Here is a 23,921-nt window from a genome sequence, read left to right on the forward strand (position 1 = left end):
ATGCCACGCGTGAAGAGGAGTGTCACAGGTCGCAAGAAGCGCCGGGCGGTTCTGGAGCGGGCTGCCGGCGCGCGCGGGTCGCGCGGGAGGCTGTATCGCCCTGCTCGCGAACAAGTTCTGCACTCGATGCGTTACGCCTACAACGACCGGCGCAAGCGCAAGGGCGACTTCCGGACGCTGTGGATCACCCGGATCAATGCCGCGGTTCGGGAGCACGGTATGTCCTACAGCAGGTTCATCAACGGGCTCAAGTTCGCCGAGGTTGATGTCGATCGCCGGGTGCTTTCGGACCTGGCTGTGCGCGATCCGGCCGCGTTTGGCGCCTTCGTCGAAGTGGCGCGCGCGGGCCTGGAGCGGGAGCGCCCGCAAGAAGCGTGATCTCAAGCGCGGGCAACCCGGTCATCGTGAGGGTTCGCCGTCTGCGCAAGCGTGAATGGCGGGAGCGCGCCTCGAGGGTGCTCGTCGAGGGCGCGCGTGCCCTCGAGGGCGCGATCCGGGCAGGCGTGACGATCGATGAGGTTTTCTATACCTCGGTCGCCTCTGCGGGGCAGACTGAGTTGCTGGGTCGAGCCCGCGGTACCGGTGCCCGACTGCACGAGGTGACGCCCGGTGTGATGTCGCACCTGACGTCGGTCGCGACGGCCCCAGGACTCCTTGCCGTCGCGGAAATGCGATCGGTGCCTCTCGCGGCCCTGGGTCCGGAGCGATCTCCCGGCGTGCTGTTGGGCGACGTTCGTGACCCGGCGACCGTCGGTTCGATCCTGGCCAGCGCGGCGGCAACGGGGGCCCGGTGTGCACTGATTGCTGCGGGGACGGCCGACGTGTTTCAGCCGAGCGCTGTGCGCGCCGGCCAGGGCGCCCACTTCCACCTTGCGATTGTCCGAGGCGTAGCTCCGGGGGCGGGATCCGACCACATGCGCGCAAACAACATCCGCGTGATCGAGCTGGTCGAGGACGGACCCGCTCCGTGGGATGTTGACCTGCGTGGACCCATCCTTCTTGCGGTCGGGGGAAGGGCGGGCGAAGGAGTTTCGGATATGAATCCGGACGCGCGCGTTGCGGTTCCAGCGCGCGCGGTGACCCCTTCGTTGTCGGCGCGCGCGGCGGTTGTGCTGTACGAATGGGTTCGACAGCGAGAGGCGTGATGGGCGAAGAGATCATCGAGCGGTTGCCCGACGGAGTTATTGTCGTGGACCGCGAACGGAAGATCGCGTTGATGAACGGCGCCGCGGAGCGGCTGACCGGCTGGGTTCGCGCCGAGGCGGTAGGGCGTTTCTACGGTGAAGTGCTCCGACTGCGTGACACCTCAGGCCGACTGGCTCACGAGCACGCAGATCCCTTCGAATGTGCGGGTCCCGTTTCGATGGGTTCGCCGGAGCGGGAGTTTCAGCTTCACCGGCGAGACGGCTCGAGCCGCTGGGTCGCTGTTCGCGCGCGCTACGCTCGGGACGACTTCGGGCGCGTGGTCGAAGTCGTCGTATCCGTGCGTGACGCGAACCGTCGGCACCGGCTCGAGCATTCTGCGTACGACCTTATTGCGACCCTTGCGCATGACTTGCGTTCGCCGTTGACCTCGGTGAAGGGGTTCACGTCGACGCTGGTTCGGAACTGGGATCGGTTCACCGAGGAGCAGAAACAGCACATGTTGCGCACGATCGACTGGGACGCCGACCGGATGAACCGTTTGCTCAGTGACCTCCTCGATCTTTCCCGTCTGGAGGCCGGGCGGCTGGAGTTAAAACGACAGTCGCTGGACGTCCCGGACCTGGCCAAGCGGGTGGTCGATCGAGCGTCGATGGATGTGAAGGCACACTCGATCACGACGGCATTCCCCGACGAGTTTCCCACCGTGACCGCCGATCCCGGGAAGATCGAGCAGGTGCTGGTGAACTTGGTCGAGAACGCGATCAAGCACGGGGATCCCGGGCCGATCGAGGTAAGCGGCGAGGTGGTGTCCGGGCGAATCATCGTGCGAGTGTCGGACTCCGGCCCCGGAATCGACGCGAAGCATGTGCCGTATGTGTTCACGAAGTTCTACCGTCGCGGGACGGGGGAGCGGCACTCCGGAACCGGTCTCGGGCTCTACATCTGCAAAGGGGTCATCGAGGCGCACGGGGGGGAGATCCGTATCGAACGGACGAACTCCGACGGCACTGTGTTCGCCTTTAGCCTGCCGAGGGAGGAGCAGTGAGCGAGGACTACGGGCGGACCATCGCAGCGGAGCTTGAGCGCGCACTGGGTGCTGCGTCTGCTGCACGCACGCTCGAGGAAGTTCGCGAGGTGCGAGTCCGGGCGCTCGGTCGGAAGGCTCCGATGTCGGCGATCAAGTCGGCGATGGGCGGTCTCTCGCCCGATGAGCGCCGCTCGATTGGCCGCTCCCTGAACGATGCGCGCGATTGCATCGAGGCGGCATTGGCGGGACGTGAAGCGGAGTTGGAGGCGGAGCGCGATGCGGCGCGCCTCCAGCGCGATCGCGTAGATGTGACATTGCCGGGCCGGTGCGCGCGCCCCGGGAGTTCGCATCCGCTGACGCAGATGACGGAGCGGATCGTCGACGTGTTTGTGGGCATGGGCTACTGGGTGGCTGAGGGGCCGGAGGTGGAAACGGACTGGTTCAACTTCCAGGCACTCAACATTCCGGAGGACCACCCGGCAAGGTCGATGCACGACACCCTGTACGTCGAAGGGACGGATCTGTTGCTGCGTACGCACACGTCGCCGGTGCAGATTCGCGCCATGCAGGCCCAAGCCGGACCACCGATCTACGTGATCGCCCCGGGGCGCGTGTTCCGGAGAGATGCCTTTGACTCGTCGCATTCACCGTGCTTCCATCAGGTCGAGGGGTTGGCGGTCGATCGTGGGATTTCGCTGGCGGACTTGAAGGGAACTTTGGCCGCGTTCGCGCGCGCCGTTTTCGGACCCGAACAGCGCGTACGACTGCGGCCCTCGTACTTTCCGTTTACTGAGCCGTCCCTCGAGGTGGACGTCGTGTGCGTCAACTGCAACGGCGATGGGTGTTCGTCGTGCGGGCGCAGCGGGTGGATGGAAGTGCTTGGGGCAGGGATGGTCCATCCAAATGTGTTGCGGGCCGTTGGTTGGGATCCCGAGGAGGTCTCGGGATTCGCATTCGGCATGGGCGTTGAACGCATCGCAATGACAGCCTGGGAGGTCTCGGACATCCGCAGCTTCTTCGACAATGATCAGCGTTTCCTTGGGGGGTTTGCGGGCTGATGCGTCTTTCGCTCTCGTGGCTGAGGGAATTCGTGCCGGTTGAGTCTGAGGCCGACGAAATCGCCGAACGCTTGTCGGCCACCGGCCTGGCCGTCGAGGAGATCTTGCGGCCGGGTGCCGGCATCAGCGGCGTCGTTGTTGCAGAGGTGCGCGCGGTGCGCGCGCATCCGAACGCCGACAACCTGATGTTGGTGCGCGCGTTTGACGGAGCACAAGAGTGGGACATTGTCTGCGGCGCGCGCAACTACGTCGTGGGCGATCGGGTTCCGCTTGCCCTTCCTGGAGGACGTCTTCCCGGCGGTGTCGAGATCGGACGCCGAAGGGTTCGGGGGGAGCCGAGCGAGGGGATGCTGTGCTCGGCACGTGAGATGCGCGTGGCAGAGGACCACTCCGGCATCCTCATCCTCGATGCCGATGCGCCGCTCGGATGCGACGTTGTCGAGGCGCTGGATTTGGACGACGTGGTGTTCGATATCGATGTGACCCCGAATCGTCCGGACTGTCTATCGGTCGTGGGCGTTGCTCGGGAGGTGGCAGCGATCTACGGGCTCCCGTTGGTAATCCCCACGCCCGTGGTAAGCGAGGGAGACGAAGAGGCGGGTCGTCTCGCGTCGGTATCAATCGAGGATTCCGACGGATGTCCGAGGTACGTGGCTCGGGTTGTTGAGGGTGTGTCGGCGGGTGTTTCTCCGTGGTGGATGAGGCGGCGGATCCTGGCGGCGGGAATGCGACCGATTTCGGCCGTCGTAGACGTCACCAATTACGTACTCCTTGAGCGGGGGCAACCCCTGCACGCGTTCGACCTGGACAGGCTGTCGGACGCCGGCGTCGTCGTGCGCCGGCCGCGTCCCGGGGAGAACATTGAAACGCTTGACGGCCAGAAACGAGACTTGGCCACCGACGATCTACTGATCTGCGATGGGCGGGGACCGGTCGCGGTGGCCGGGATCATGGGCGGCGCGCTCACGGAGGTGTCCGGAACTACGACTCGTGTCTTGCTTGAGTCGGCATGGTTTACGTCGCTGCGGATCGCCACGACGGCGCGTCGACTCGGGCTTCGCACGGAGGCAAGCGTCCGATTTGAGCGCGGGATTGATCCTGAAGGAGTGCATGCAGCGGCTGATCGTGCTGCGGAGTTGCTGACGGAGGTGTGCGGGGCGCGGGTCGCGCGTGGATCCATCGATGTCGGCACCCGACGGTGGGAGCCCCGTGAGGTTCGGCTGCGCGCGCCGAGGGCGCGCGCGCTGATTGGGGCGGACATTTCCGATGCCGAGATGGTGGGATCTCTGCGCCGCCTCGGGTGCCGGGTCGAGACGGCGGAAGGCGCGTTCCGCGTCCACCCGCCGAGTCACCGGGTAGATCTTGCGATCGAAGAGGATTTGGTGGAGGAGGTTGCCCGGCTCTACGGGCCCGACCGAGTCCCCGAGACGCTGCCGGCCGGTGCGCGCACTGGGCGGCTGACCGAGTCCCAGCGCCGACGCCGGATTGCGCGCGCAGCTTTGCTCGGCACGGGACTATCGGAGGCGCAAACGCTGTCGCTGTTGCCACGCGGACTTGCCGACCGGCTATCGCTACTCGCCGAGGACCAGCTTCGGCGGGCGAGGACTCTTTCCAACCCACTGTCGGAAGATGAGGCTGTTCTGCGGCCGTCCCTTGTGTACGGACTTTTGCTGGCGGCGTCGCGGAACGCCGCCAGGAGGGTCTTGCCGGTTCGCCTGTTTGAGATAGGCAAGACGTTCACTCCGACGCTTGACGGTGTGTGTGAGCGGGTATCGGCCGGTTGGATCTTGACCGGTCCGGCATCGCGGTCCTGGCAGGAAACAGAGCGGCCGCTGGACTTCTTCGACGCCAAAGGGGTCGTCGAAGCCTTGATGTCCGCGCTAGGGGTGGACGACTGGGACACTGAGGCCGGAAACGGGACGTTTCCGTTTCATCCCGGGCGGTACGGGGTGGTTCGCATCGGGGGCGAGTCGGTCGGGTTCGTGGCAGAGATTCTCCCGAGCGTTGCGGAGGTCCTGGAGTTGCCAGAGCAGGTCGCGGTTGCGGAGATCGACCTGGGGTCGATCCTCGACCGGTCGCCCGTAGTGCGGGCGCCGGCGTTGCCGAGGTTCCCTGCTGTGGCACGCGATATCGCGCTCGTCGTGCCCGACGCGACACCGGCGGCCGATGTCCGGGCGGCTATCGCGGCTTCAGCCGGCGGGATTCTGGAATCGGTCGAGGTATTCGACGTCTATCGCGGGCACCCGGTTGCCGACGGATGCGTCAGCCTGGCCTTCTCGCTGACCTTGCGGGACCCTGAGCGGACGTTGACCGACGCCGACGCCGACGCGGCAATGGGCCGTATCGTCGCTGAGGCGACTTCCGCCGGATGGTCGGTGCGGGAGTAGCAATTCGTCACCGCCCGGCGCTTGCATAACTATTCGCAACACTGCATAATCATGACTTCCGACCCTGAGGGGAGACGTGTGGCCTACCGCGTGGGCATCGTGGGAGCGTCCGGGTATACGGGCGCCGAACTGGTTCGTCTGGTGTCCGGGCATCCAGAACTGGACCTAGTTCTGGCGACTTCGAGGGAGTTTCTCGGCCGGCGAGTTGCCGACGTGTACCCGAATCTCGACACGACACTCGCATTCGAGGAGTTTGACGCGGATGCGGCAGCGGGTCTCGATTTGGTGTTCCTCGCTTTGCCGCATGGGGCGTCGATGGAGCCCGGCGCGCGCATGGCCGCCGCCGGGACCGCAGTCGTGGACATGTCGGCGGACTTCAGACTGCAGGATCCCCTCGCGTACCAGGAGTGGTACGGCACGGTGCATCCGGTGCCCGAAACGCTGCCGCAGTGGGTGTACGGGCTTCCCGAGATCTACCGATCTCGTATCGCAGGCGCGCGCGCCGTGGCGAACCCCGGGTGCTATCCCACCGCATCATTGCTTGCGCTTGCGCCGCTCGTGTCGCGTGGAATCATCGATCCTGCGTCGATTGTCGTGTCGGCGGCGTCCGGTGTTTCCGGAGCCGGCCGCGGCTTGTCTCCGGGCGTTCATTTCTCGCACGTTGAGGGGAATTTCAAGGCCTACGGTTTTCCCGGCCACAAACACACGCCGGAGATCGAGCAAGAGCTGACCGCACTGGCCGGCGAACCGGTGCGGATCACGTTCGTTCCCCATCTTGTGCCGATGGCGCGCGGTCTGCTGGCGACGTGCGTAGCCGGGCTCATCGACGATCGCGATCCCTGCGAGATTGCTTCGGAGTTCTACGCCGGGGAGCGTTTCGTGAGGGTTCTGCCCGACGCGCTTCCTGAGACTAAGTTCGTGCACGGTTCGAACCGCTGTTTGCTGGGGTATCGCGTCGACAGGCGTGCAAATCGTGTTGTTGCGTGCGCCGCCATCGACAACCTTGGAAAAGGGGCGGCCGGGCAAGCCGTGCAGAACGCCAACCTGATGCTCGGCGTCGCCGAGGGCGCCGGCCTGACCGGAGAGGGCGTGTACCCGTGATTTTGCCCGCCGGCTTCAGGGCATCCGGTGTCGCCTGCGGGCTGAAGCAGAGTGGGCGGCTCGACCTCGGGCTGCTTGTGTCCGACGGTCCTGCGAAGGTTGCCGGGGTATTCACGACTAACCGAGTGCAAGCGGCGCCGTTGGTGCTCACTCGGAGGCGCGTTCGTTCGGGAGTGACTCGCGGACTGGTGGTTAACGCGGGCAACGCCAACGCGTGCACGGGTTCGCGCGGCGCTGAGGACGCGCGGGCGATGGCGCGAATCGCCGCCCGCGCGGTCGGGGTGCGCGCGCCGGAAATGCTCGTGGCCTCGACCGGTGTGATCGGCGAATTCCTGGATATGCGAGCGGTCGAGAACGGCATCGGCGCGGCCGCGCGGAAACTCTCGCCGTCCGGCGTTGCGGATCTTCGAGCCGCAATCATGACCACGGATACGCGACCGAAGTCCGCTGCAGTCAACGTCGGCGGGGCTCTCGTGGCCGGGATCGCCAAGGGCGCCGGGATGATGGCGCCCGAGATGGCGACGATGCTGTGCTTTGTGACTACGGATCTGGCGGTGGAGCAACGGTTCTTGCGCGAGGCGTTGCGGCTGGCGGTGCACGGCAGTTTCAACGCGATCGATCTAGACGGATGTCGGTCGACGAATGATTGCGTGTTGGCTCTTGCGAACGGGTCGGCCGGTGGGCCGGAGATCGCCGGAGCCGATCGCCGGAGTGCTCAGTTCGCCGACGCACTGTCGGAAGTCTGCGGATCGCTCGCGCGCCAGATAGCGGAGGACGGTGAGGGCCTTACGAAACTGGTCACGCTGCGCGTCCAGGGCGCGCGCACCGAGAAGGAAGCGCGCGCCGCGGCCGGAAGCATTGCCTCGTCGATCCTGTTCCGATGTGCGCTTAACGGGTCCGACCCGAACTGGGGGAGGGTCTTGGCTGCGCTGGGGACGTCCGGCATTGCGTTTGATCCGTCGCGGGTCGACGTCTGGCTTGGGGGAGAAAAGATGTGCGAGGCCGGAGCGCCCGGGTTGGGGAATCGCGCGCGCGCGCGCGCCGCACTCCTAGCCCGGGAAGTGGAAGTGCGAGTGGACCTGCACCGAGGGGAAGCCTCATCCACGGTGCTGACCAATGACCTGTCCGCCGAGTACGTGCGGATCAACTCGGAGTACACGACATGACGGCCAACGCAATCGAGAAGGCGCGCATCCTGATGGAGGCGCTTCCGTACATCAAGCGTTACCACGGAAAGACGATCGTGGTGAAGTACGGGGGTGCTGCCATGGAGGATCCTTCGCTGCGCGAGGGGTTCGCCGACGACATCGCCTTGATGCGATTCGTGGGGCTTAACCCCGTCGTCGTGCACGGTGGCGGTCCGCAGGTGACGGCACACATCCGGCGATTGGGTGGCGAGGCGACGTTCGTCGGCGGGTACCGAGTGACGACAGCGGAGGACCTCGAAGTCGTACGAATGGTCCTCGCGGGAGTGATCAACAAGGACATCGTGTCGATGATCAACCGGCACGGGACGCTCGCCGCCGGCCTTTCCGGTGAAGACGGGGCATTGGTGCGCGTGCGCAAGCGTCAGGCGGAGGTTGACCTTGGGTTTGTTGGGGAGGTGGACTGGGTCAATCCCGGCATCGTCAGGGACATCTCGAGGGACTTCATTCCGGTCATCGCATCGCTGGGCACCGACGGGAACGGCCAGACGTACAACGTAAACGCCGACGAGGTCGCTGCGGCCATTGCGGAGGCGCTTGGCGCCGAGAAGCTTGTCTTCTTGACCAACGTCGAAGGGATCATGGATGCCCGCGGTGAGTTGATGCCGCAGGTGACGTCCGACGGTGTGGAGCGCTTGCGAGGCGAGGGTGTGCTGTCGGCGGGGATGTTGCCGAAGGTGGATGCGGCTCTGCGTGCAATCCGGGGAGGCGTTCCGCGGGTGACGATTCTTGACGGGCGAGCCGAGCACGCGTTGCTGCTGGAGATGTTCACGGATCAAGGGGTCGGGACGATGGTGACGGCATGAACTTCAAAGCCATCGTCGAGGCGGAGCGGGCTTATCACATGCAGGTGTACGGGCGACTTCCGGTCGCATTCGTTCGCGGAGCGGGCGCGCGCCTGTGGGATACCGACGGACGGGAGTACCTGGACTTCCTGAGCGGGATCGCCGTCATGAGCGTCGGCCATTCACATCCGAGGGTTGTTGAGGCGGTGCGCGCGCAGGTTGGGGAACTCGTTCACGTGTCCAACCTCTTCTACACCGAGCCGCAAGTGCGACTGGCCGAGCGCCTGCACGAACTCCTTGGGTGGGGCAAGGTGTTCTTTGGGAACTCCGGCGCCGAGGCGAACGAGTGCGCATTGAAGCTCGCGCGCAAGTGGGCTACGCAAACCTCCGGTCGGTCCCGCTTCGGTGTTGTGGTCGCTGAGGGGTCCTTTCACGGTCGGACGTTTGCAACGCTAGCGGCAACCGGGCAGCCTCATAAGCACGAACCGTTCCGCCCGTTGCCGGAGTGGTTCAGCCACGTCCCGCCCGACGATGTTGCGGCGCTGGATGCGGCGGTCGGCGACGAGACGTCGGCGATTCTCCTCGAGGTCGTGCAAGGAGAAGGGGGCGTGCGGGCACTCACTCCTGAGTACCTCGGCGCCGCGCGCGAGATCAGTCGGGAGCGCGGCGTCGCGCTGGTTTTCGACGAAGTGCAAACCGGGCTCGGCAGAACCGGCCGCTGGTTCGCCTTCCAGCGTCACGACATCGTCCCGGACATCGTGACGCTTGCCAAGGCGCTCGGCGCAGGATTGCCCATCGGCGCGTGCGTGGCGCGTGAGGAAGTTGCGGCTGCGTTCGGACCCGGTGACCACGCGACGACGTTCGGTGGGGGGCCTGTGCCCTGTGCTGCCGCCCTGGCGGTGCTGGACGTCATCGAGGCCGAGGGGTTGGTCGAAGCGGCCGAAAGGATGGGCGCGCGCCTGATGGATGGACTGCGCGCGCTCGCCGGACAGCATGATGGGATCGAGTCTGTTCGGGGAGTCGGTCTTCTTGTCGCAGTGGAGCTTCGTGGTGACTGGGCTGCCGACATCGTTCGACTGGCGTTGGAGCGCGGCCTCGTCGTAAACAACGTCCAACCGAATGCGATTCGACTGGCACCTCCGCTCGTGGTGACCTCCGACGAGATCGATCGGGCGGTGCAGGCGCTCGGGGATGCGATCGGTGCGTGCGAGGCGGTGCGTGGCCGGAGCGAGCAGGGGATTCCGCCTAGGGAGGGCCAATGAGCGATCGCAGGCCGTTGATCTTGGTGGTCGAGGATGATCCGTCAGTGCAGACGATGTTGACGCTTGTCCTGGAGGGCGAGGGGTATGAGGTCGTCGCGGCACGTGATGGTCTGGAAGGGTTGGTGAAGATGGATCTGCAGCACCCATCTTTGATGATCCTAGACCTGATGATGCCGAACGTGTCCGGTGAGCGTGTCTTGGAAGAGGTTCGTTCCGATTCGCGACTGAACTCGATTCCGATCCTGATAGTGAGCGGGCGTCACGATGTGCGGGAGACGTTCGATCCCGTGCTTGGTCCGGAGAATGTGTTTCCGAAGCCGCTCGATCCTGGGAAGTTGATCGAACGGATCGAGGAGATCTTGGAGGGCGGACAGTGAAGCGCGATTTCCTCACGATGGACTCGTTGACGCCACGCGAACTCTCGGGGCTGCTGGACCGCGCGGCACAGATGAAGGCGGCCCGACTGTCTAGTTCGGCGCTGGCCGGATGTGCGGTCGGGATGATCTTCGAGAAGCCGTCGACGCGCACGCGCGTGTCCTTCGAGGTAGGTGTGTCCGAACTTGGTGGGTGGCCTCTCGTGCTGTCGGCGTCGGAGATGCAACTCGGCCGCGGCGAGACCATCGAGGACACCGCCCGAGTGCTGTCGAGGTACCTCGGAATGCTCGTCGTCCGCACATTCGGGCAGGATCGGCTCGATCGACTGGCGCGCGCAGCCTCCATCCCGGTCGTCAATGCGCTTTCCGACCTGGAGCACCCCTGTCAAGTTCTTGCGGATCTGCTGACGATTCGCGAGCATCTGGGAGATCCCGGCGGCCGGACGCTCGCATACGTTGGAGATGGGAACAACGTTGCCCACTCGTTGATGATTGGGGGAGCGCTGTCGGGAATGCACGTGAGGATCGGCGTTCCGCCGGGCTACGAACCCATTCCGCAGGTGGTGCGCCGTGCTGAGGAAATCGCCGAGGGCGGCGGCGGGTCGATCGTCGTCACCACCGACGCTGCCCGTGCCGTCGCGGGCGCTCACGTGGTGTACACGGATGTGTGGGCAAGCATGGGCCAGGAGGCCGAAGCCGAGGAGCGTCGGCTGATCTTCGCGCCGTACCAGGTGAACGAACATCTCGTCTCGAGCGCGAGCCCGGATGCGATCGTAATGCACTGCCTTCCGGCTCATCGCGGTGAGGAGATTTCCGACGAGGTGATCGAAGGAGAGCGCTCGGTGGTGTGGGATCAAGCGGAGAACCGGCTGCACTCGCAGAAAGCGTTGATGGAATGGCTGCGAACGTGAAGGCACGGCGGCGCCGTCGGATCGTGCAGATACTTCAGCGCCACGCGGTCGAGAGCCAGGCCGATCTGGTCGCGCTGTTGCGTGACCAAGGCGAGCAAGTGACGCAGGCAACCCTGTCGCGCGACCTTGATGATCTCGGAGCGTTCAAGGCCCGAGGTCCCGACGGCCGCCTGACCTATCGGTTGCCGGACGAGCCTCCGGCAACGGGCGAGACGCTTCGCAAAATGCTTACGGAGTTCGTGACCGATGTTGAATCATCGGGGTCCATGGTTGTGCTGCGGACCCCACCCGGATGCGCGCATCCGGTAGCGCGCGCGATGGACGCGGCAGGCGTGAAGGACGTAATCGCGACGGTGGCGGGGGACGACACCGTGCTCGTTGTTTGTCGCGAAGGTGTCCCGGGACGCGTGATCGCTCGGCGCGTTGAGTCGATTCTTACCGAAACCAGAACATCGAAGGGAGCATGACGTGACTGAACGCTGTGTACTCGCCTACTCGGGTGGCCTTGACACCTCGGTGGCAATCGGATGGCTGAAGGAGAAGTACAACACGGAAGTGGTGGCGATGGCCGTCGATGTTGGGCAGGGCGTCGATGCCGATCTGTTGCGCGCGCGTGGTGAAGCCTGCGGCGCCGCTGAGGTCATCGTGGTTGATGCCCGCGACGAGTTCGCCCGGGATTTCGCGCTCCCCGCATTGCGCGCGAACGCTTTGTACATGGGCAAGTACCCCTTGGTGTCGGCGTTGTCGCGTCCGCTGATCGTGAAGCACCTTGTGCGGGTAGCGCGGGAAACCGGCGCGGCGTCGATCGCGCATGGTTGCACCGGGAAGGGGAACGACCAAGCACGGTTTGAGGTGGCGACGTCGGCACTCGCGCCGGATCTCATTTCGATCGCACCGGTGCGCGATGCGGAGTTGTCGCGAGATGCCGCCGTGGCGTACGCGGAGGAGCGGGGACTGCCGGTTCCCGTGACGAAGAGCAGCTTGTACTCGGTGGACGAGAACCTGTGGGGCCGCACCATCGAGTGCGGGATCCTGGAAGACCCGTGGGAAACGCCGCCGGCAGACGCGTACGAGTGGACGGCGGATCCGCAGACGTCGGGAGCGCCCGACGTGCTGACGATCACGTTCGAAAAGGGAGAGCCGGTAGCGGTGGATGGTGAGCGTGGGTCGCTGGCCGACACGATCGGCGCAATCGCCAAGCGAGCCGGGGCCAAGGGTGTGGGTCGACTCGACATGATGGAAGACCGGCTCATCGGCATCAAGAGCCGCGAGGTGTACGAGGTCCCCGGCGCAATGACGCTGGTAACGGCGCATCGCGACTTGGAAGACTTGACGCTGGAGGCCTCCCTTGGCGTGTTCAAGCGAAGCATGGAGCAGACGTATGCGAGCTTGGTCTACAACGGGCTCTGGTTCTCTCCGCTGCGCGCCGCTCTGGACGCTTTTGTGTCCGAGACGCAGCGACCGGTTACCGGTGACGTGCGAGTGCGCATGCACGCAGGGAGCGCGGTCGTGGAGGGGCGGCGGTCTCCGTACGCGCTGTACTCCCACGGCCTAGCCACGTACGAGGCCGGGGATCAGTTTGACCACCAAGCCGCAGCAGGCTTCGTCAAGCTCTGGGGCTTGCCGTTGAAGGTATGGTCCGAGCAGCAGGGAGAGATCCGGTGACGAGGCTGTGGGGCGGACGCTTCACCGAGGATCCCGCGACGGAGATGTTCGCCTTCACCGAGAGCCTGTCATTCGACCGTGTTCTTGCGACTGAGGATTGCGCGGTCCTCGCCGCGCACGCGGGCAGCCTGGTGGCGGTCGGCGTGCTCACGCAGGAGGAGGCAGGACGGGTCCGGGCCACACTCGAGGAGATCGCCGGCGAGATGGCGGATCCGGAGTACGTGTGGGACACCCGAGACGAGGATGTGCACACGGCGGTCGAACGCGCACTGCTGGAGCGCCTGAGTGACATCGGGCCGCGGGTTCGCGCCGGCCTGTCGCGGAACGACCGCGTAGCGACGGCTCTGCGGCTGTGGCTTGGCAAGCACGGGCGCGTTGTGGTGTCGGCGCTCGCCGACCTCATCGAGGTTCTTGCCGGGCGCGCGTCGGAGTCGCGGGACATTGTGCTCCCCGGATATACGCATCTGCAGCGGGCCCAGCCGGTGAGTCTTGCCCACCATCTTCTCGCGCACGCGTTTGCCCTCGAACGTGACGCACAGCGTTTCCTGGGAGCGCTGGCGCGCGCCGATGAGTCGCCGCTCGGCGCTGGAGCGCTCGCCGGCTCGACTCTTGGGCTCGATTCCGCGGCCACGGCGCGCGCCCTCGGGTTCTCTTCGGCCATGCGAAACTCGATTGACGCGGTTGCAGCGCGCGACTTCGTTGTGGAGTTTCTGGCGGCCGGGGCCATCTGCGGGATGCACTGCGCTCGCCTGGGCGAAGAACTGGTGCTGTGGACGAGTGCCGAGTTCGGTTTCGCTGAGTTCTCCGATGCCTATGCGACCGGGTCCTCGCTGATGCCGCAGAAGAAGAACCCGGATGTGGCGGAACTGGCGCGCGGCAAAGCGGGTCGTCTGATCGGAGATCTCACCGGCCTGCTGGTTACGCTAAAGGGCCTTCCGCTCGCGTACAACCGGGACCTGCAAGAGGACAAGGAACCTCTATTCGACGCAGTGCAGACGCTCATCCGGATGCTGCCCGCACTCGGCGGAGCGATGAACGGCATCCGCTTTGACGTCGACCGCATGGGACGTGCTGCGTCGACCGGGACCCTGCTTGCCACAGATTTGGCCGAATACCTCGTGGGAAAGGGAGTTGCGTTCCGCGCGGCACACGAGGTCGTCGGCCGAGTCGTGCAGCGCGCGCTTTCCCAGGAGCGGGACCTCGCAGATCTGGATCTCGAAGAACTGCGGGCGTTGTCCGATTCGTTCGGGTCGGACGTTCGGGAGGTCCTGTCTCCGCGGGCGTCGGTTGAGCGGCGCGCGGCTCCCGGTCCGTCCGCAAGGTCCGTCGACGCGCAGCTGGTCGCGATTGGGGATGCGATCGCACGCATTCGGGCGGCCATCACCTGACCCCGCGGGTAGGATCGCGGTGATGCCGCGGGTGAACGAGGAGATCGAAGATCTGCTCACCGAGTGGGCGGACTTGTTGCAGATCGGCGGAGCCGACGCATTCCGGGTGCGAGCGTACGAGAAGGCCGCGCGCGCCCTAGGCGGACACCCTCGGGATCTGCGAGATCTGTCCGATCGAGAGATCCTGGCAATCCCGTCGGTCGGCAAGCACATGGCCGCGCGCGTCCGCGAATACCTTGACGCCGGGACCATGCACGAACTCGAGGATATGCGAGAGGCCGTTCCGGCCGGCGTGCGGGATCTGATGCGCGTTCCCGGTCTCGGCCCAAAACGTGCGCTGCTGCTGCATCAGGAACTGGGGATCGCCGGCATCGGCGAACTTGCGGATGCGATTGCGTCCGAGCGCGTGCGCGCCGTGAAGGGCCTGGGGGAGAAGACCGAGCTGAACCTTTTCCGCGCGCTCCAGAACCTCAGCCGGACACAGGACCGCGTGCGCATCGATGAGGCGATCGAGATCTCGCTGCGGGTTGTGGAACAACTGGAGAATCTTCCGGGCGTGAAGTCGATTGTCCCTGCGGGCTCCGTCCGGCGGATGCGGGATACGATCGGCGACCTCGACGTGCTCGTGGCGTCCGAAAACTCGGAGCATGTGATGGGCGCGTTCCTCGAAATGCCCGATGTGGTGTCGGTGGTTGCGCGGGGCGATACGAAGTCCAGCGTTGTAACCCGCCGCGGCATGCAGATTGATCTTCGGGTGGTGCCCGCGAACGCGTGGGGGGCGGCGCTGATCTACTTCACGGGCTCGAAGGAGCACAACGTCAAGATCCGGGAACTGGCGATGAAGGCCGGCATGAAGCTTTCGGAATGGGGGTTGTTCCGTGCGTGCGACGGAAGGCTCATTGCCGGGGCGACCGAAGAAGAGGTTTATGCCGCCCTCGGGCTGGCGTGGATTCCACCGGCGATGCGCGAGGACACGGGGGAGGTCGAGGCGGCGCTCGCCGGGGATCTTCCGGCTCTGATCGAACAGACGGATCTGCGCGGGGATCTGCACTCGCACACTGATCTCACCGACGGAATCGCGTCGCTGGATGTGATGGTGGAAGCGGCAGCGGCGCGTGGTTTCGAGTACTTCGCCATCACCGACCACGCGCAGAACCTGGCGATGACGGGGATGAGCCGGGAAGCTGTTCTTGCGCAACGGGAGAAGATCGCCACGATCCAACTGCGATTCCCGCACATGCGCTTGTTGCACGGGTGCGAGCTGAACATCGGGCGCGACGGTTCGGTCGACTACGACGCCGAGTTTCTCGCAGGGTTCGACATCACCGTGGCGAGCGTGCACTCACTGTTCCGACTGTCTCGCGAAGAGACAACTGCACGCTTGATTGCTGCGGCGAGGAACCCGTTCGTGAATGTCATCGGCCATCCCACCGGACGGTTGATTGGACGAAGGGAACCCATCGACGTTGATTTCGAAGTGCTCTTCGGCGTTGCCGCCGAAACCGGAACCGCCTTGGAGGTCAATTGCTTCCCCGACCGGCTTGATCTGCGCGACGAACACGTCCGCTGGGCGACGCGGCGGGGAGTGACGATTTCAATCGCGACTGATGCCCACGCGCCCAAGCATCTGGACAACGTTCGGTTTGGTATCGGAACCGCTCAGCGCGGGTGGGCGAAGCGGTCCGACGTCTTGAATGCTCGGACTGCGAGCGAGGTCGGGAAGTTCGTCGCCGACAAGCGCGCGCCGCGATGAATCGAGGGCCGGCCGCGCTCCCGCTTCCTCGCGAGTTCTTCGAGCGTTCCGCTCTGGAGGTTGCGCGCGACGTGATCGGATGCCTCTTGGTGCACGACACCGACGAAGGCCGAGTGGTAGGTGTTGTGATCGAGGCGGAGGCGTACTCGCAAGAGGATCCGGCGAGTCATGCATTCAGGGGTCGCACGCCGCGGAACGCGCCGATGTTCGAGGCCCCGGGCCGGGCGTACGTGTACTTCACGTACGGGATGCACTACTGCTTCAATGCCGTCACGGACCCTGAGGGGCGCGCCGGCGCGGTACTTCTCCGCGCAGTCGAGCCGATTGAAGGGATCGACCTCATGCGCGCGCGCCGCGCCGGCGTGCGGGACCGTGATCTGGCGCGCGGCCCAGCACGATTGACTCAGGCCTTTGCCATCGGGCGGGAGCAGAACCGGGCGGACCTGATCGCTTCGCCGCTGTTCATGTGTCCCGGGGAGCGGCTGTCCAATCGCGCAGTGGAAGCAACGCCGCGCATCGGTTTGGGTCGGCTGCAGGACGGGCGGCCCTGGCGCTTCGCAGTCCGCGGCAGCCCGTGGGTGTCCGGCCCCGTTCGCCCTAAGGGTTGACCCAGACCGTCACCACGCTGCCGCGTCCGTATGGCGCTTCGGCGCACGGCGATTGAGCCCACGCGCGCCCGCTTCCGGTGACGACGGGGTCCCGGCACCCGTTGGGGCGCTCTGCGTTGGGGGCGGTCACGAACTCGACGGAGAACCCAGCACGTTGCAGAGAGGTTCGGGCGCGCGCGGAGGAATCGCCCAGGACCATCGGGACGGCACCGACGGCTGTGTCGTCCCCCACCCAGATCGTCACGCGATCACCAACACGCGCGCGCGTTCCGGGGGCGGGCTCTTGGGCGCAGACGACACCAGGCGGGCGCTCCGGGCAGTATCGCGCGCGCGTCAGCACGTCGAGTCCGGCGAGCCACAGGATCTGCCTGGCGGCACTGGGCGCGGCACCACGGACGTCCGGAACGGCATCGACGGTGTGCGAGGTAGGTTCGTCGCATGCGGTGGTCGGTTCTTCTCCCCGCAGGAATGACCGCTGCCGCACAAGGAATCTGGGGGTAAAGCGATTCGGCAGGCACCCGCGCAGCCGATCAACGCCGACGGTGACGAGCAGGTCCTTGGGGCGAGGAAATGCCTTGGCGGGCACGCCGCGGTGCGCTTCGAGCATGAACTCGCGCCACATCCGCCCCGGCCAGGAAGAGCCGTAGACGCGGATCCGAGTGCGCGGCGGGCGCATCGAGATCTGCGCGCGTGGAAATCCGACCCAGGACACGCCGACCATCGTCGGAGTGAAGCCCGCGAACCATGCGTCGTGATACTCGTCGGAGGTTCCCGTCTTCCCGGCCACCGGAAACCCCGTAGCCAGGCGGCGGCCGGTCCCCGTGCGCATCACCTCTTGCAGCGCTTCCACAGTGAGCGCGTTGACCGCGGGAGAGATCGCGGACTTCGGCTTCGCCTGGGATCGGTACAAGATCTTGCCCGCCGCATCGGTGATCTTGGTGATGGCGACGGGAGGCATCTGCTTACCTCCGCGCGCCAGGGTCGAATAGGCACCGGCGAGATCTAGCGGGCTCACTTCTTGGGAGCCGAGGGCGATCGAGGGAACGGCAGATAGCGGCGCCGTGATCCCCATGCGGCGTGCGACGTCGACTACGTGGTCTGCGCCGACGTCGCGAACTACCTGGGCGTAGACCACGTTGACGCTGAGTGCGGTGGCCTGCTTGAGCGACATGCTGCCGGCGAAGTTGCCGCCTTCGTAGTTTGCGACGTTCCAGGTTTCCCCGGACGGCAGACGGATGGAGATGCGACTACCGGCGCGGTACCTACTCGTGAGGGAGGCGCCGTCCTCAAGGGCAGCCACCAACGTGAACGGTTTGAATGCAGAGCCGGGTTGTCGGCGGCTGAGCGTCGCTAGATTGAACTTCGCGTACGGATCCCGTGCGTCGAAGAAGTCCCGACCGCCGACCATCGCGACGATGCTTCCGTCACGGGGATTGATTCCGACGAATGCGGTGTGCGGATCGCTCGGTTCGGTGAGTGTCGACAACGCTGCATGTTCGGCCGCCCGCTGCAATCGAGGCACCAGCGTGGTGTGGATCCGCAGCCCTCCTTTGAAGACGGCGTTGACTCTGTCTGCCCGGGTGTCGCCAAGCTCGTCGAGTCCCGCGGCCCCGTCGAAGATCAAGTCCTTGACGTGTTCGACGAAGTACGGGGCGGCGTAGCGGTCGGTCTCGGGCCGGGAGTGAAGCCCGAGGGGCTCTGCGCGCGCGGCATCGAAGGCAGGACGAGCGATCATGCGGAGGTGCAACATGCGGCTTAGGACGGTCGCTCGGCGGGCTTTGGCCGCTGCGGGGTCCGTTAGCGGATCGTAGCGAGAGGGCGCGCGGATCATTCCCGCCAGAAGTGCGCCCTGGGCAAGCGTAAGACGCGAGGAGTTGCACCCGAAGTAGGCATGTGCCGCCGCTTGGATCCCGTAAGCGCCGCGGCCGAAATACACGGTATTGAGGTATTGCTCGAGGATCTCGTTCTTGGTCATGCGGGCTTCCATCTGGCGAGCAAGCATCGCCTCTCGCATCTTTCGGGAGAGAGTTCGCTCGCGATCGTTCAGCGTGTTCTTCACCAACTGTTGCGTGATGGTGGAGCCGCCCTCGACGACGCGACCGGATGCCGCGTCGCGTATCACTGCACGCACCACCGCGGGGAAGTCGACGCCGCGATGCTCATAAAAACGAGAATCTTCAATTGCCAGGACGGCCTTGCGGACGGCCTTGGGCACCTGCGACAGCGGAACGAGTTCGCGATCGATTTCTGCGTGCAAGACCGCCAGGACCGTCCCGTCGCGCGCCAGGATCTTGGTGGTTTGGTCGACACGCGCCGTGCGCGCCAGTTCGTCATCGAGATGCGGCACCGAGACGCAGGATGCGAGCAATACTAAAAGGACCGCCGGCGCGGCGCGCGCGGCGATCCGCGAAATGCCGCTGAACGGTGCTTTCATGGGTGACGGCGGACGGTGCCCTCATGCTACCGGGCGCGAGGCGTGGCGGGCAGAAGGGGGAATCCCAAACGTGCGACCGCGGTCGGCTGGTAGCATCCGACATCCGAGGGAACATGGGCCTTTTCGAGGATCTCAGTTGGCGCGGGATCGCGCACCAGTGGACGGGAGGAGACGACCTCCCGGCCCGTCTTGGCTCGGGTCCGATCACCGTCTACTGCGGCTTTGACCCGAGCGCACCGTCTTTGCACATCGGGAACCTCATGCAACTCACGCTGTTGCGGCGGCTACAGCGGGCGGGGCATCGTCCGATCGCCATCGCCGGCGGGGCAACCGGAATGGTGGGAGACCCGACCGGACGGAGCCAAGAGCGCAACTTATTGAGCGATGAGGCGATCGAGGCCAACGTCACGGGGATCCGCGAGCAGATCGGCCGATTCCTTGACTTCGACGCGCCCGGGAACCCGGCGCTGGTGCTGAACAACGCAGACTGGTTCCGGGACATGTCCTTTGTCGCCTTCCTTCGGGACGTAGGGAAGCATTTCTCGGTCAACGTGATGCTTGCCAGGGAATCGGTGAAGGCGCGCCTTGAGGGCGATGCCGGCATCAGCTACACGGAGTTCAGCTACATGCTGATGCAGGCCTACGACTTCGTTCATCTCCATGAGACGTACGGCTGCGAAATGCAGACGGGCGGGTCCGACCAGTACGGCAATATCACCGCAGGCGTCGATCTTGGACGCCGCATGCGGGGGGCGCACCTGTTCGGGCTCACGACTCCGCTAGTGACTCGCAGCGACGGCGTGAAGATGGGGAAGACCGCCGCGGGCGCAGTCTGGATGGATGAGCGACTGACCAGTCCATACGCCTTCTACCAGTGGTTCGTCCGCGCCCCGGATGCCGACGCCGGCTCATTCTTGCGCCTGTTCACTGAGGTACCTCAAGAGGAGATCCGCGCGCTGGAGGCTTCCGGGCAAGCGAACCCTGCGCGTCGCGACCCCCAGCGTCGTCTGGCGCGGGAACTCACAGAGCTGGTGCACGGGGAAGGCGGGTTGGCCCGGGCCGAGCGGGCGACCGCTGCGTTGTTCGGCGGGGACCTGCAGGGGCTGAACGAGTCAGAGTTACTCGAGATCTTCGCCGACGTCGCCTCGGCGGAGGTTCCGGCGACGAGGCTCGGCTCGATCACCGTCACTGATGCGTTCGTGGAGTCCGCCCTCGTCCGGAGCCGTGGAGAGGCTCGCCGGTTGGTCGACGGAGGGGGCGCCTACGTCGGGAACCGGCGCATGGAGTCGGCGGATGCTGTTCTCGGCGCGACCGAACTGTCGTCTGAGACCATCATGGTCCTTCGGGCCGGAAAACGGTCCTTCGCGCTGCTTCGCTTCCTCCGCTAGATCCGTTTGCCCCGGTTTGCGGCATCCGGTGGCCGCTGCAAACGACATCGGTTGACACTCCCTAGGGGGCGGCGTAGCATACGCATCCGGTTCGAAGGCGAGTGTCCTCGAGCCGAGAGGATCCCGCTTAGTGCGACTTCTCGATTCAACTCCAAGCAAGGACAGCCGCTAGGACCGCGCGCGCCGCGGGAGGCTGTCGGTGACCGGAAGGTCACCGACCTTTTTTTGGAAGCGAACCGGAAGTTGGGCCAACGGGTCCAAACTTTGAGAACTCCATAGCGAGCGTGAGCATCAAAGAGCCAAGGTAATAAGGGCACACGGTGGATGCCTTGGCGCCAGGAGCCGATGAAGGACGCTGCAGGCTGCGATAAGCCTCGGGGAGCCGCCAAGCAGGCTTCGATCCGAGGATCTCCGAATGGGGCAACCCGGCTGGCGTAATGGCCAGTCACGCTCCGCTGAACACATAGGCGGAGTGGAGGGAACCCGGGGAAGTGAAACATCTCAGTACCCGGAGGAAGAGAAAGCAAACGCGATTCCCTGAGTAGCGGTGAGCGAAACGGGAACAGCCCAAACCCGCACGACGTGATAGCCCAGCGGCGTTGTCGTGCGGGGGTTGTGGGACCATTCAGAGAGGACGCTGGACCTCTCAGGGAGTTACAAAGTTCAGACCTAGGAGAACGGCATGGAAAGGCCGGCCACAGCGAGTAAGAGCCTCGTATCCGAAAGGTGATGAACCTCCCGAGTGGCATCCCAAGTAGCGCCGAGCACGTGAAATTCGGCGTGAATCCGGGGGGACCACCCCCTAAGGCTAAAGACTACCTGGCGACCGATAGTGAACTAGTACCGTGAGGGAAAGGTGAAAAGTACCCCGGGAGGGGAGTGAAATAGTACCTGAAACCGTGTGCCTACAAACCGTCGGAGCAATCCGCGCCGGGAAACCGGTGTAGGGGAGTGACGGCGTGCCTTTTGAAGAATGAGCCGGCGAGTTACGTTACGTGGCGAGGTTAAGGGGTGTCCCGGAGCCGTAGGGAAACCGAGTCTGAATAGGGCGATTAGTCGCGTGGCGTAGACCCGAAGCTGAGTGATCTATCCATGGCCAGGTTGAAGCGCGGGTAAGACCGCGTGGAGGACCGAACCGACTCATGTTGAAAAATGGGCGGATGAGCTGTGGATAGGGGTGAAAGGCCAATCAAACTCAGTGATAGCTGGTTCTCCCCGAAATGCATTTAGGTGCAGCGTCGTGTGTTCCGTTGCGGGGGTAGAGCACTGTTTGGGCTAGGGGGCCTACAAGCTTACTGAACTCAGGCAAACTCCGAATACCGCAACGCTAAGCACGGCAGTGAGACTGCGAGCGCTAAGGTCCGTAGTCGAGAGGGAAACAGCCCAGATCGCCAGCTAAGGTCCCAAAGAACGTGCTAAGTGGGAAACGATGTCCAACCGCGTAGACAGCCAGGAGGTTGGCTTAGAAGCAGCCATCCTTGAAAGAGTGCGTAACAGCTCACTGGTCGAGTAGTTGGGCGCGGAAAATGTAACGGGGCTCAAGCACGTCACCGAAGCTGCGGGAATCGATCACAAGCCGGCCTATGCGGGGTGCCGTATAGGTCCAAGCGATCGGTTCGGTAGGGGAGCATCGTCACGCGGGTGAAGCGGCGGGGTAACCCAGCCGTGGATGCGTGACAAGAGCGAATGCCGGTATGAGTAGCGAAAGAGGGGGGAGGAACCCCTCCGCCGAATGCCCAAGGGTTCCTGGGGAAGGTTCATCCGCCCAGGGTTAGTCGGGTCCTAAGGTGAGGCCGAGAGGCGTAGTCGATGGACAACAGGTTGATATTCCTGTACCACCGTTTTCGCGACAAGACCGAACGCATGCTGCTAAGGGAATCCCGTCAGGGGCTACCGACCCGCGTGTTATTAGGTAACCGATGGAGGGACGCAGGAAGGTAGGCGGGCCCGGGCGTTGGTCGACCCGGGGCAAGCGTGTAGGGAGTCTCCGTAGGCAAATCCGCGGGGGCAATCCTGAGGCGTGATGCCGATGTCATTGGACAGAAGCCGCTGATCCTATGCTGCCGAGAAAATCTTCTAGGGAGTGGAAAAGGTGCCCGTACCCCAAACCGACTCAGGTGGGCAAGTAGAGAATACTAAGGCGATCGAGAGAACTCTGGTCAAGGAACTCGGCAATCTAACCCCGTAACTTCGGAAGAAGGGGTGCCGTGGCCAGTGAGAGGACTTGCTCCTCGAGCTGACTGCGGTCGCAGTGACCAGGCCCAAGCGACTGTTTACTAAAAACACAGGAGGGTGCGAAGCCGTAAGGCGCTGTATACCCTCTGACGCCTGCCCGGTGCCGGAACGTTAAGGGGAGGGGTTAGCCGCAAGGCGAAGCTCTGAACCGAAGCGCCGGTAAACGGCGGCCGTAACTATAACGGTCCTAAGGTAGCGAAATTCCTTGTCGGGTAAGTTCCGACCTGCACGAATGGCGTAACGACTTGGGCGCTGTCTCGACCAGAGACTCGGCGAAATTGCATTGGCTGTGAAGATGCGGCCTACCCATGGTAGGACGGAAAGACCCCGGGACCTTTACTGTAGTTTGGTGTTGGTGTTCGGTTCGAGTTGCGTAGGATAGGTGGGAGGCGTTGAAGCAGGGGTTTTGGCCCTTGTGGAGCCAACGGTGAAATACCACTCTTCTCGTGCTGGGCGTCTAACGAGGGTCCGTTATCCGGATCTCGGACAGCGCCAGGCAGGCAGTTTGACTGGGGCGGTTGCCTCCCAAAAGGTAACGGAGGCGTCCAAAGGTTCCCTCAGCACGGTTGGCAATCGTGCGTCGAGTGTAAGAGCACAAGGGAGCTTAACTGCGAGACCGACGGGTCGAGCAGATGCGAAAGCAGGGTCTAGTGATCCAGCGGTGGCGTGTGGAAGCGCCGTTGCTAAACGGCTAAAAGGTACCCCGGGGATAACAGGCTGATCAGGCCCAAGAGTCCACATCGACGGCCTGGTTTGGCACCTCGATGTCGGCTCGTCGCATCCTGGGGGTGGAGCAGCTCCCAAGGGTCCGGCTGTTCGCCGGTTAAAGCGGTACGCGAGCTGGGTTTAGAACGTCGTGAGACAGTTCGGTCCCTATCCACCATGGGCGCAGGAGACTTGAGGAAGGCTGTCCCTAGTACGAGAGGACCGGGACGGACGCACCTCTCGTGTGCCAGTTGTTCTGCCAAGAGCATGGCTGGTTGGCGATGTGCGGAAGGGATAACCGCTGAAAGCATCTAAGCGGGAAGCTCGTTCCAAGATGAGGTCTCCCACAGGGAAACCTGGTAAGGCCCCCGCAAGGCTAGCGGGTTGATAGGCCGGAGGTGGAAGCGTGGCAACACGTGGAGCCGACCGGTACTAATAGGCCGAGGCCTTGGTTCGCTCACGCTCGCTATAGGGTGCTCAATGTGCCCG

The 23,921-nt window shown here is 64.6% G+C and carries 18 protein-coding genes and 1 rRNA gene; 18 read left to right on the forward strand and 1 reads right to left on the reverse strand.

Going from position 1 to position 23,921, the window contains the following annotated elements:
• The 16 genes from rplT (at position 1) to WDA27_00440 (ending at position 16,670) form a co-directional block, all read left to right on the forward strand.
• On the forward strand, positions 1–378 hold the full coding sequence (gene rplT / locus WDA27_00365; GenBank protein MFA5889402.1) for a 50S ribosomal protein L20: 378 nt from the start codon (positions 1–3) through the stop codon (positions 376–378).
• Entirely contained in the window at positions 375–1,145 is a 771-nt protein-coding gene (locus WDA27_00370) for a TrmH family RNA methyltransferase (protein ID MFA5889403.1), read from the forward strand. The genes rplT and WDA27_00370 overlap by 4 nt, the downstream gene beginning before the upstream one ends.
• Positions 1,145–2,191: an ATP-binding protein gene (locus tag WDA27_00375; protein MFA5889404.1), complete on the forward strand. Its 1,047-nt coding sequence runs from the start codon at positions 1,145–1,147 to the stop codon at positions 2,189–2,191. The genes WDA27_00370 and WDA27_00375 overlap by 1 nt, the downstream gene beginning before the upstream one ends.
• Positions 2,188–3,231, forward strand: coding sequence for a phenylalanine--tRNA ligase subunit alpha (pheS, locus tag WDA27_00380; GenBank protein MFA5889405.1), 1,044 nt, complete (start codon positions 2,188–2,190; stop codon positions 3,229–3,231). Before WDA27_00375 ends, pheS begins: the two co-directional genes overlap by 4 nt.
• Positions 3,231–5,618, forward strand: a complete 2,388-nt coding sequence (gene pheT / locus WDA27_00385; GenBank protein ID MFA5889406.1) for a phenylalanine--tRNA ligase subunit beta — start codon at positions 3,231–3,233, stop codon at positions 5,616–5,618. The genes pheS and pheT overlap by 1 nt, the downstream gene beginning before the upstream one ends.
• 78 nt (positions 5,619–5,696) lie before the next feature.
• Positions 5,697–6,719 carry an N-acetyl-gamma-glutamyl-phosphate reductase gene (argC, locus tag WDA27_00390; protein MFA5889407.1) on the forward strand — a complete coding sequence of 341 codons (1,023 nt, stop codon included), beginning with the start codon at positions 5,697–5,699 and terminating at the stop codon, positions 6,717–6,719.
• On the forward strand, positions 6,716–7,885 hold the full coding sequence (gene argJ, locus WDA27_00395) for a bifunctional glutamate N-acetyltransferase/amino-acid acetyltransferase ArgJ (protein MFA5889408.1): 1,170 nt from the start codon (positions 6,716–6,718) through the stop codon (positions 7,883–7,885). The genes argC and argJ overlap by 4 nt, the downstream gene beginning before the upstream one ends.
• On the forward strand, positions 7,882–8,730 hold the full coding sequence (gene argB, locus WDA27_00400; GenBank protein MFA5889409.1) for an acetylglutamate kinase: 849 nt from the start codon (positions 7,882–7,884) through the stop codon (positions 8,728–8,730). The genes argJ and argB overlap by 4 nt, the downstream gene beginning before the upstream one ends.
• Positions 8,727–9,971: an acetylornithine transaminase gene (locus tag WDA27_00405; protein MFA5889410.1), complete on the forward strand. Its 1,245-nt coding sequence runs from the start codon at positions 8,727–8,729 to the stop codon at positions 9,969–9,971. The genes argB and WDA27_00405 overlap by 4 nt, the downstream gene beginning before the upstream one ends.
• The gene (locus tag WDA27_00410; GenBank protein MFA5889411.1) at positions 9,968–10,348 is read left to right on the forward strand and encodes a response regulator; all 381 of its coding nucleotides are present in this window, start codon (positions 9,968–9,970) and stop codon (positions 10,346–10,348) included. The genes WDA27_00405 and WDA27_00410 overlap by 4 nt, the downstream gene beginning before the upstream one ends.
• On the forward strand, positions 10,345–11,256 hold the full coding sequence (gene argF / locus WDA27_00415) for an ornithine carbamoyltransferase (protein ID MFA5889412.1): 912 nt from the start codon (positions 10,345–10,347) through the stop codon (positions 11,254–11,256). Before WDA27_00410 ends, argF begins: the two co-directional genes overlap by 4 nt.
• Positions 11,241–11,723 carry an arginine repressor gene (gene argR, locus WDA27_00420; protein ID MFA5889413.1) on the forward strand — a complete coding sequence of 161 codons (483 nt, stop codon included), beginning with the start codon at positions 11,241–11,243 and terminating at the stop codon, positions 11,721–11,723. Before argF ends, argR begins: the two co-directional genes overlap by 16 nt.
• 1 nt (position 11,724) lies before the next feature.
• The gene (locus tag WDA27_00425) at positions 11,725–12,921 is read left to right on the forward strand and encodes an argininosuccinate synthase (protein MFA5889414.1); all 1,197 of its coding nucleotides are present in this window, start codon (positions 11,725–11,727) and stop codon (positions 12,919–12,921) included.
• The gene (gene argH / locus WDA27_00430) at positions 12,918–14,309 is read left to right on the forward strand and encodes an argininosuccinate lyase (protein ID MFA5889415.1); all 1,392 of its coding nucleotides are present in this window, start codon (positions 12,918–12,920) and stop codon (positions 14,307–14,309) included. The genes WDA27_00425 and argH overlap by 4 nt, the downstream gene beginning before the upstream one ends.
• Before the next feature lie 22 nt (positions 14,310–14,331).
• The gene (gene polX, locus WDA27_00435; protein ID MFA5889416.1) at positions 14,332–16,062 is read left to right on the forward strand and encodes a DNA polymerase/3'-5' exonuclease PolX; all 1,731 of its coding nucleotides are present in this window, start codon (positions 14,332–14,334) and stop codon (positions 16,060–16,062) included.
• Positions 16,059–16,670, forward strand: coding sequence for a DNA-3-methyladenine glycosylase (locus tag WDA27_00440; GenBank protein ID MFA5889417.1), 612 nt, complete (start codon positions 16,059–16,061; stop codon positions 16,668–16,670). The genes polX and WDA27_00440 overlap by 4 nt, the downstream gene beginning before the upstream one ends.
• Here WDA27_00440 and WDA27_00445 read toward each other — a convergent pair.
• The gene (locus tag WDA27_00445; GenBank protein ID MFA5889418.1) at positions 16,660–19,104 is read right to left on the reverse strand and encodes a PBP1A family penicillin-binding protein; all 2,445 of its coding nucleotides are present in this window, start codon (positions 19,102–19,104) and stop codon (positions 16,660–16,662) included. The genes WDA27_00440 and WDA27_00445 overlap by 11 nt on opposite strands.
• 113 nt (positions 19,105–19,217) lie before the next feature.
• Here WDA27_00445 and tyrS point away from each other — a divergent pair, with 113 nt between their 5' ends.
• Together tyrS and WDA27_00455 are read left to right on the forward strand one after the other, a co-directional pair.
• Positions 19,218–20,492: a tyrosine--tRNA ligase gene (gene tyrS, locus WDA27_00450; GenBank protein ID MFA5889419.1), complete on the forward strand. Its 1,275-nt coding sequence runs from the start codon at positions 19,218–19,220 to the stop codon at positions 20,490–20,492.
• 297 nt (positions 20,493–20,789) lie between these two features.
• Positions 20,790–23,888 (forward strand): 23S ribosomal RNA (locus WDA27_00455).
• Positions 23,889–23,921: the final 33 nt, after the last annotated feature.

The organism is Actinomycetota bacterium (genome assembly GCA_041658565.1).
Lineage (GTDB): Bacteria > Actinomycetota > AC-67 > AC-67 > AC-67 > JBAZZY01.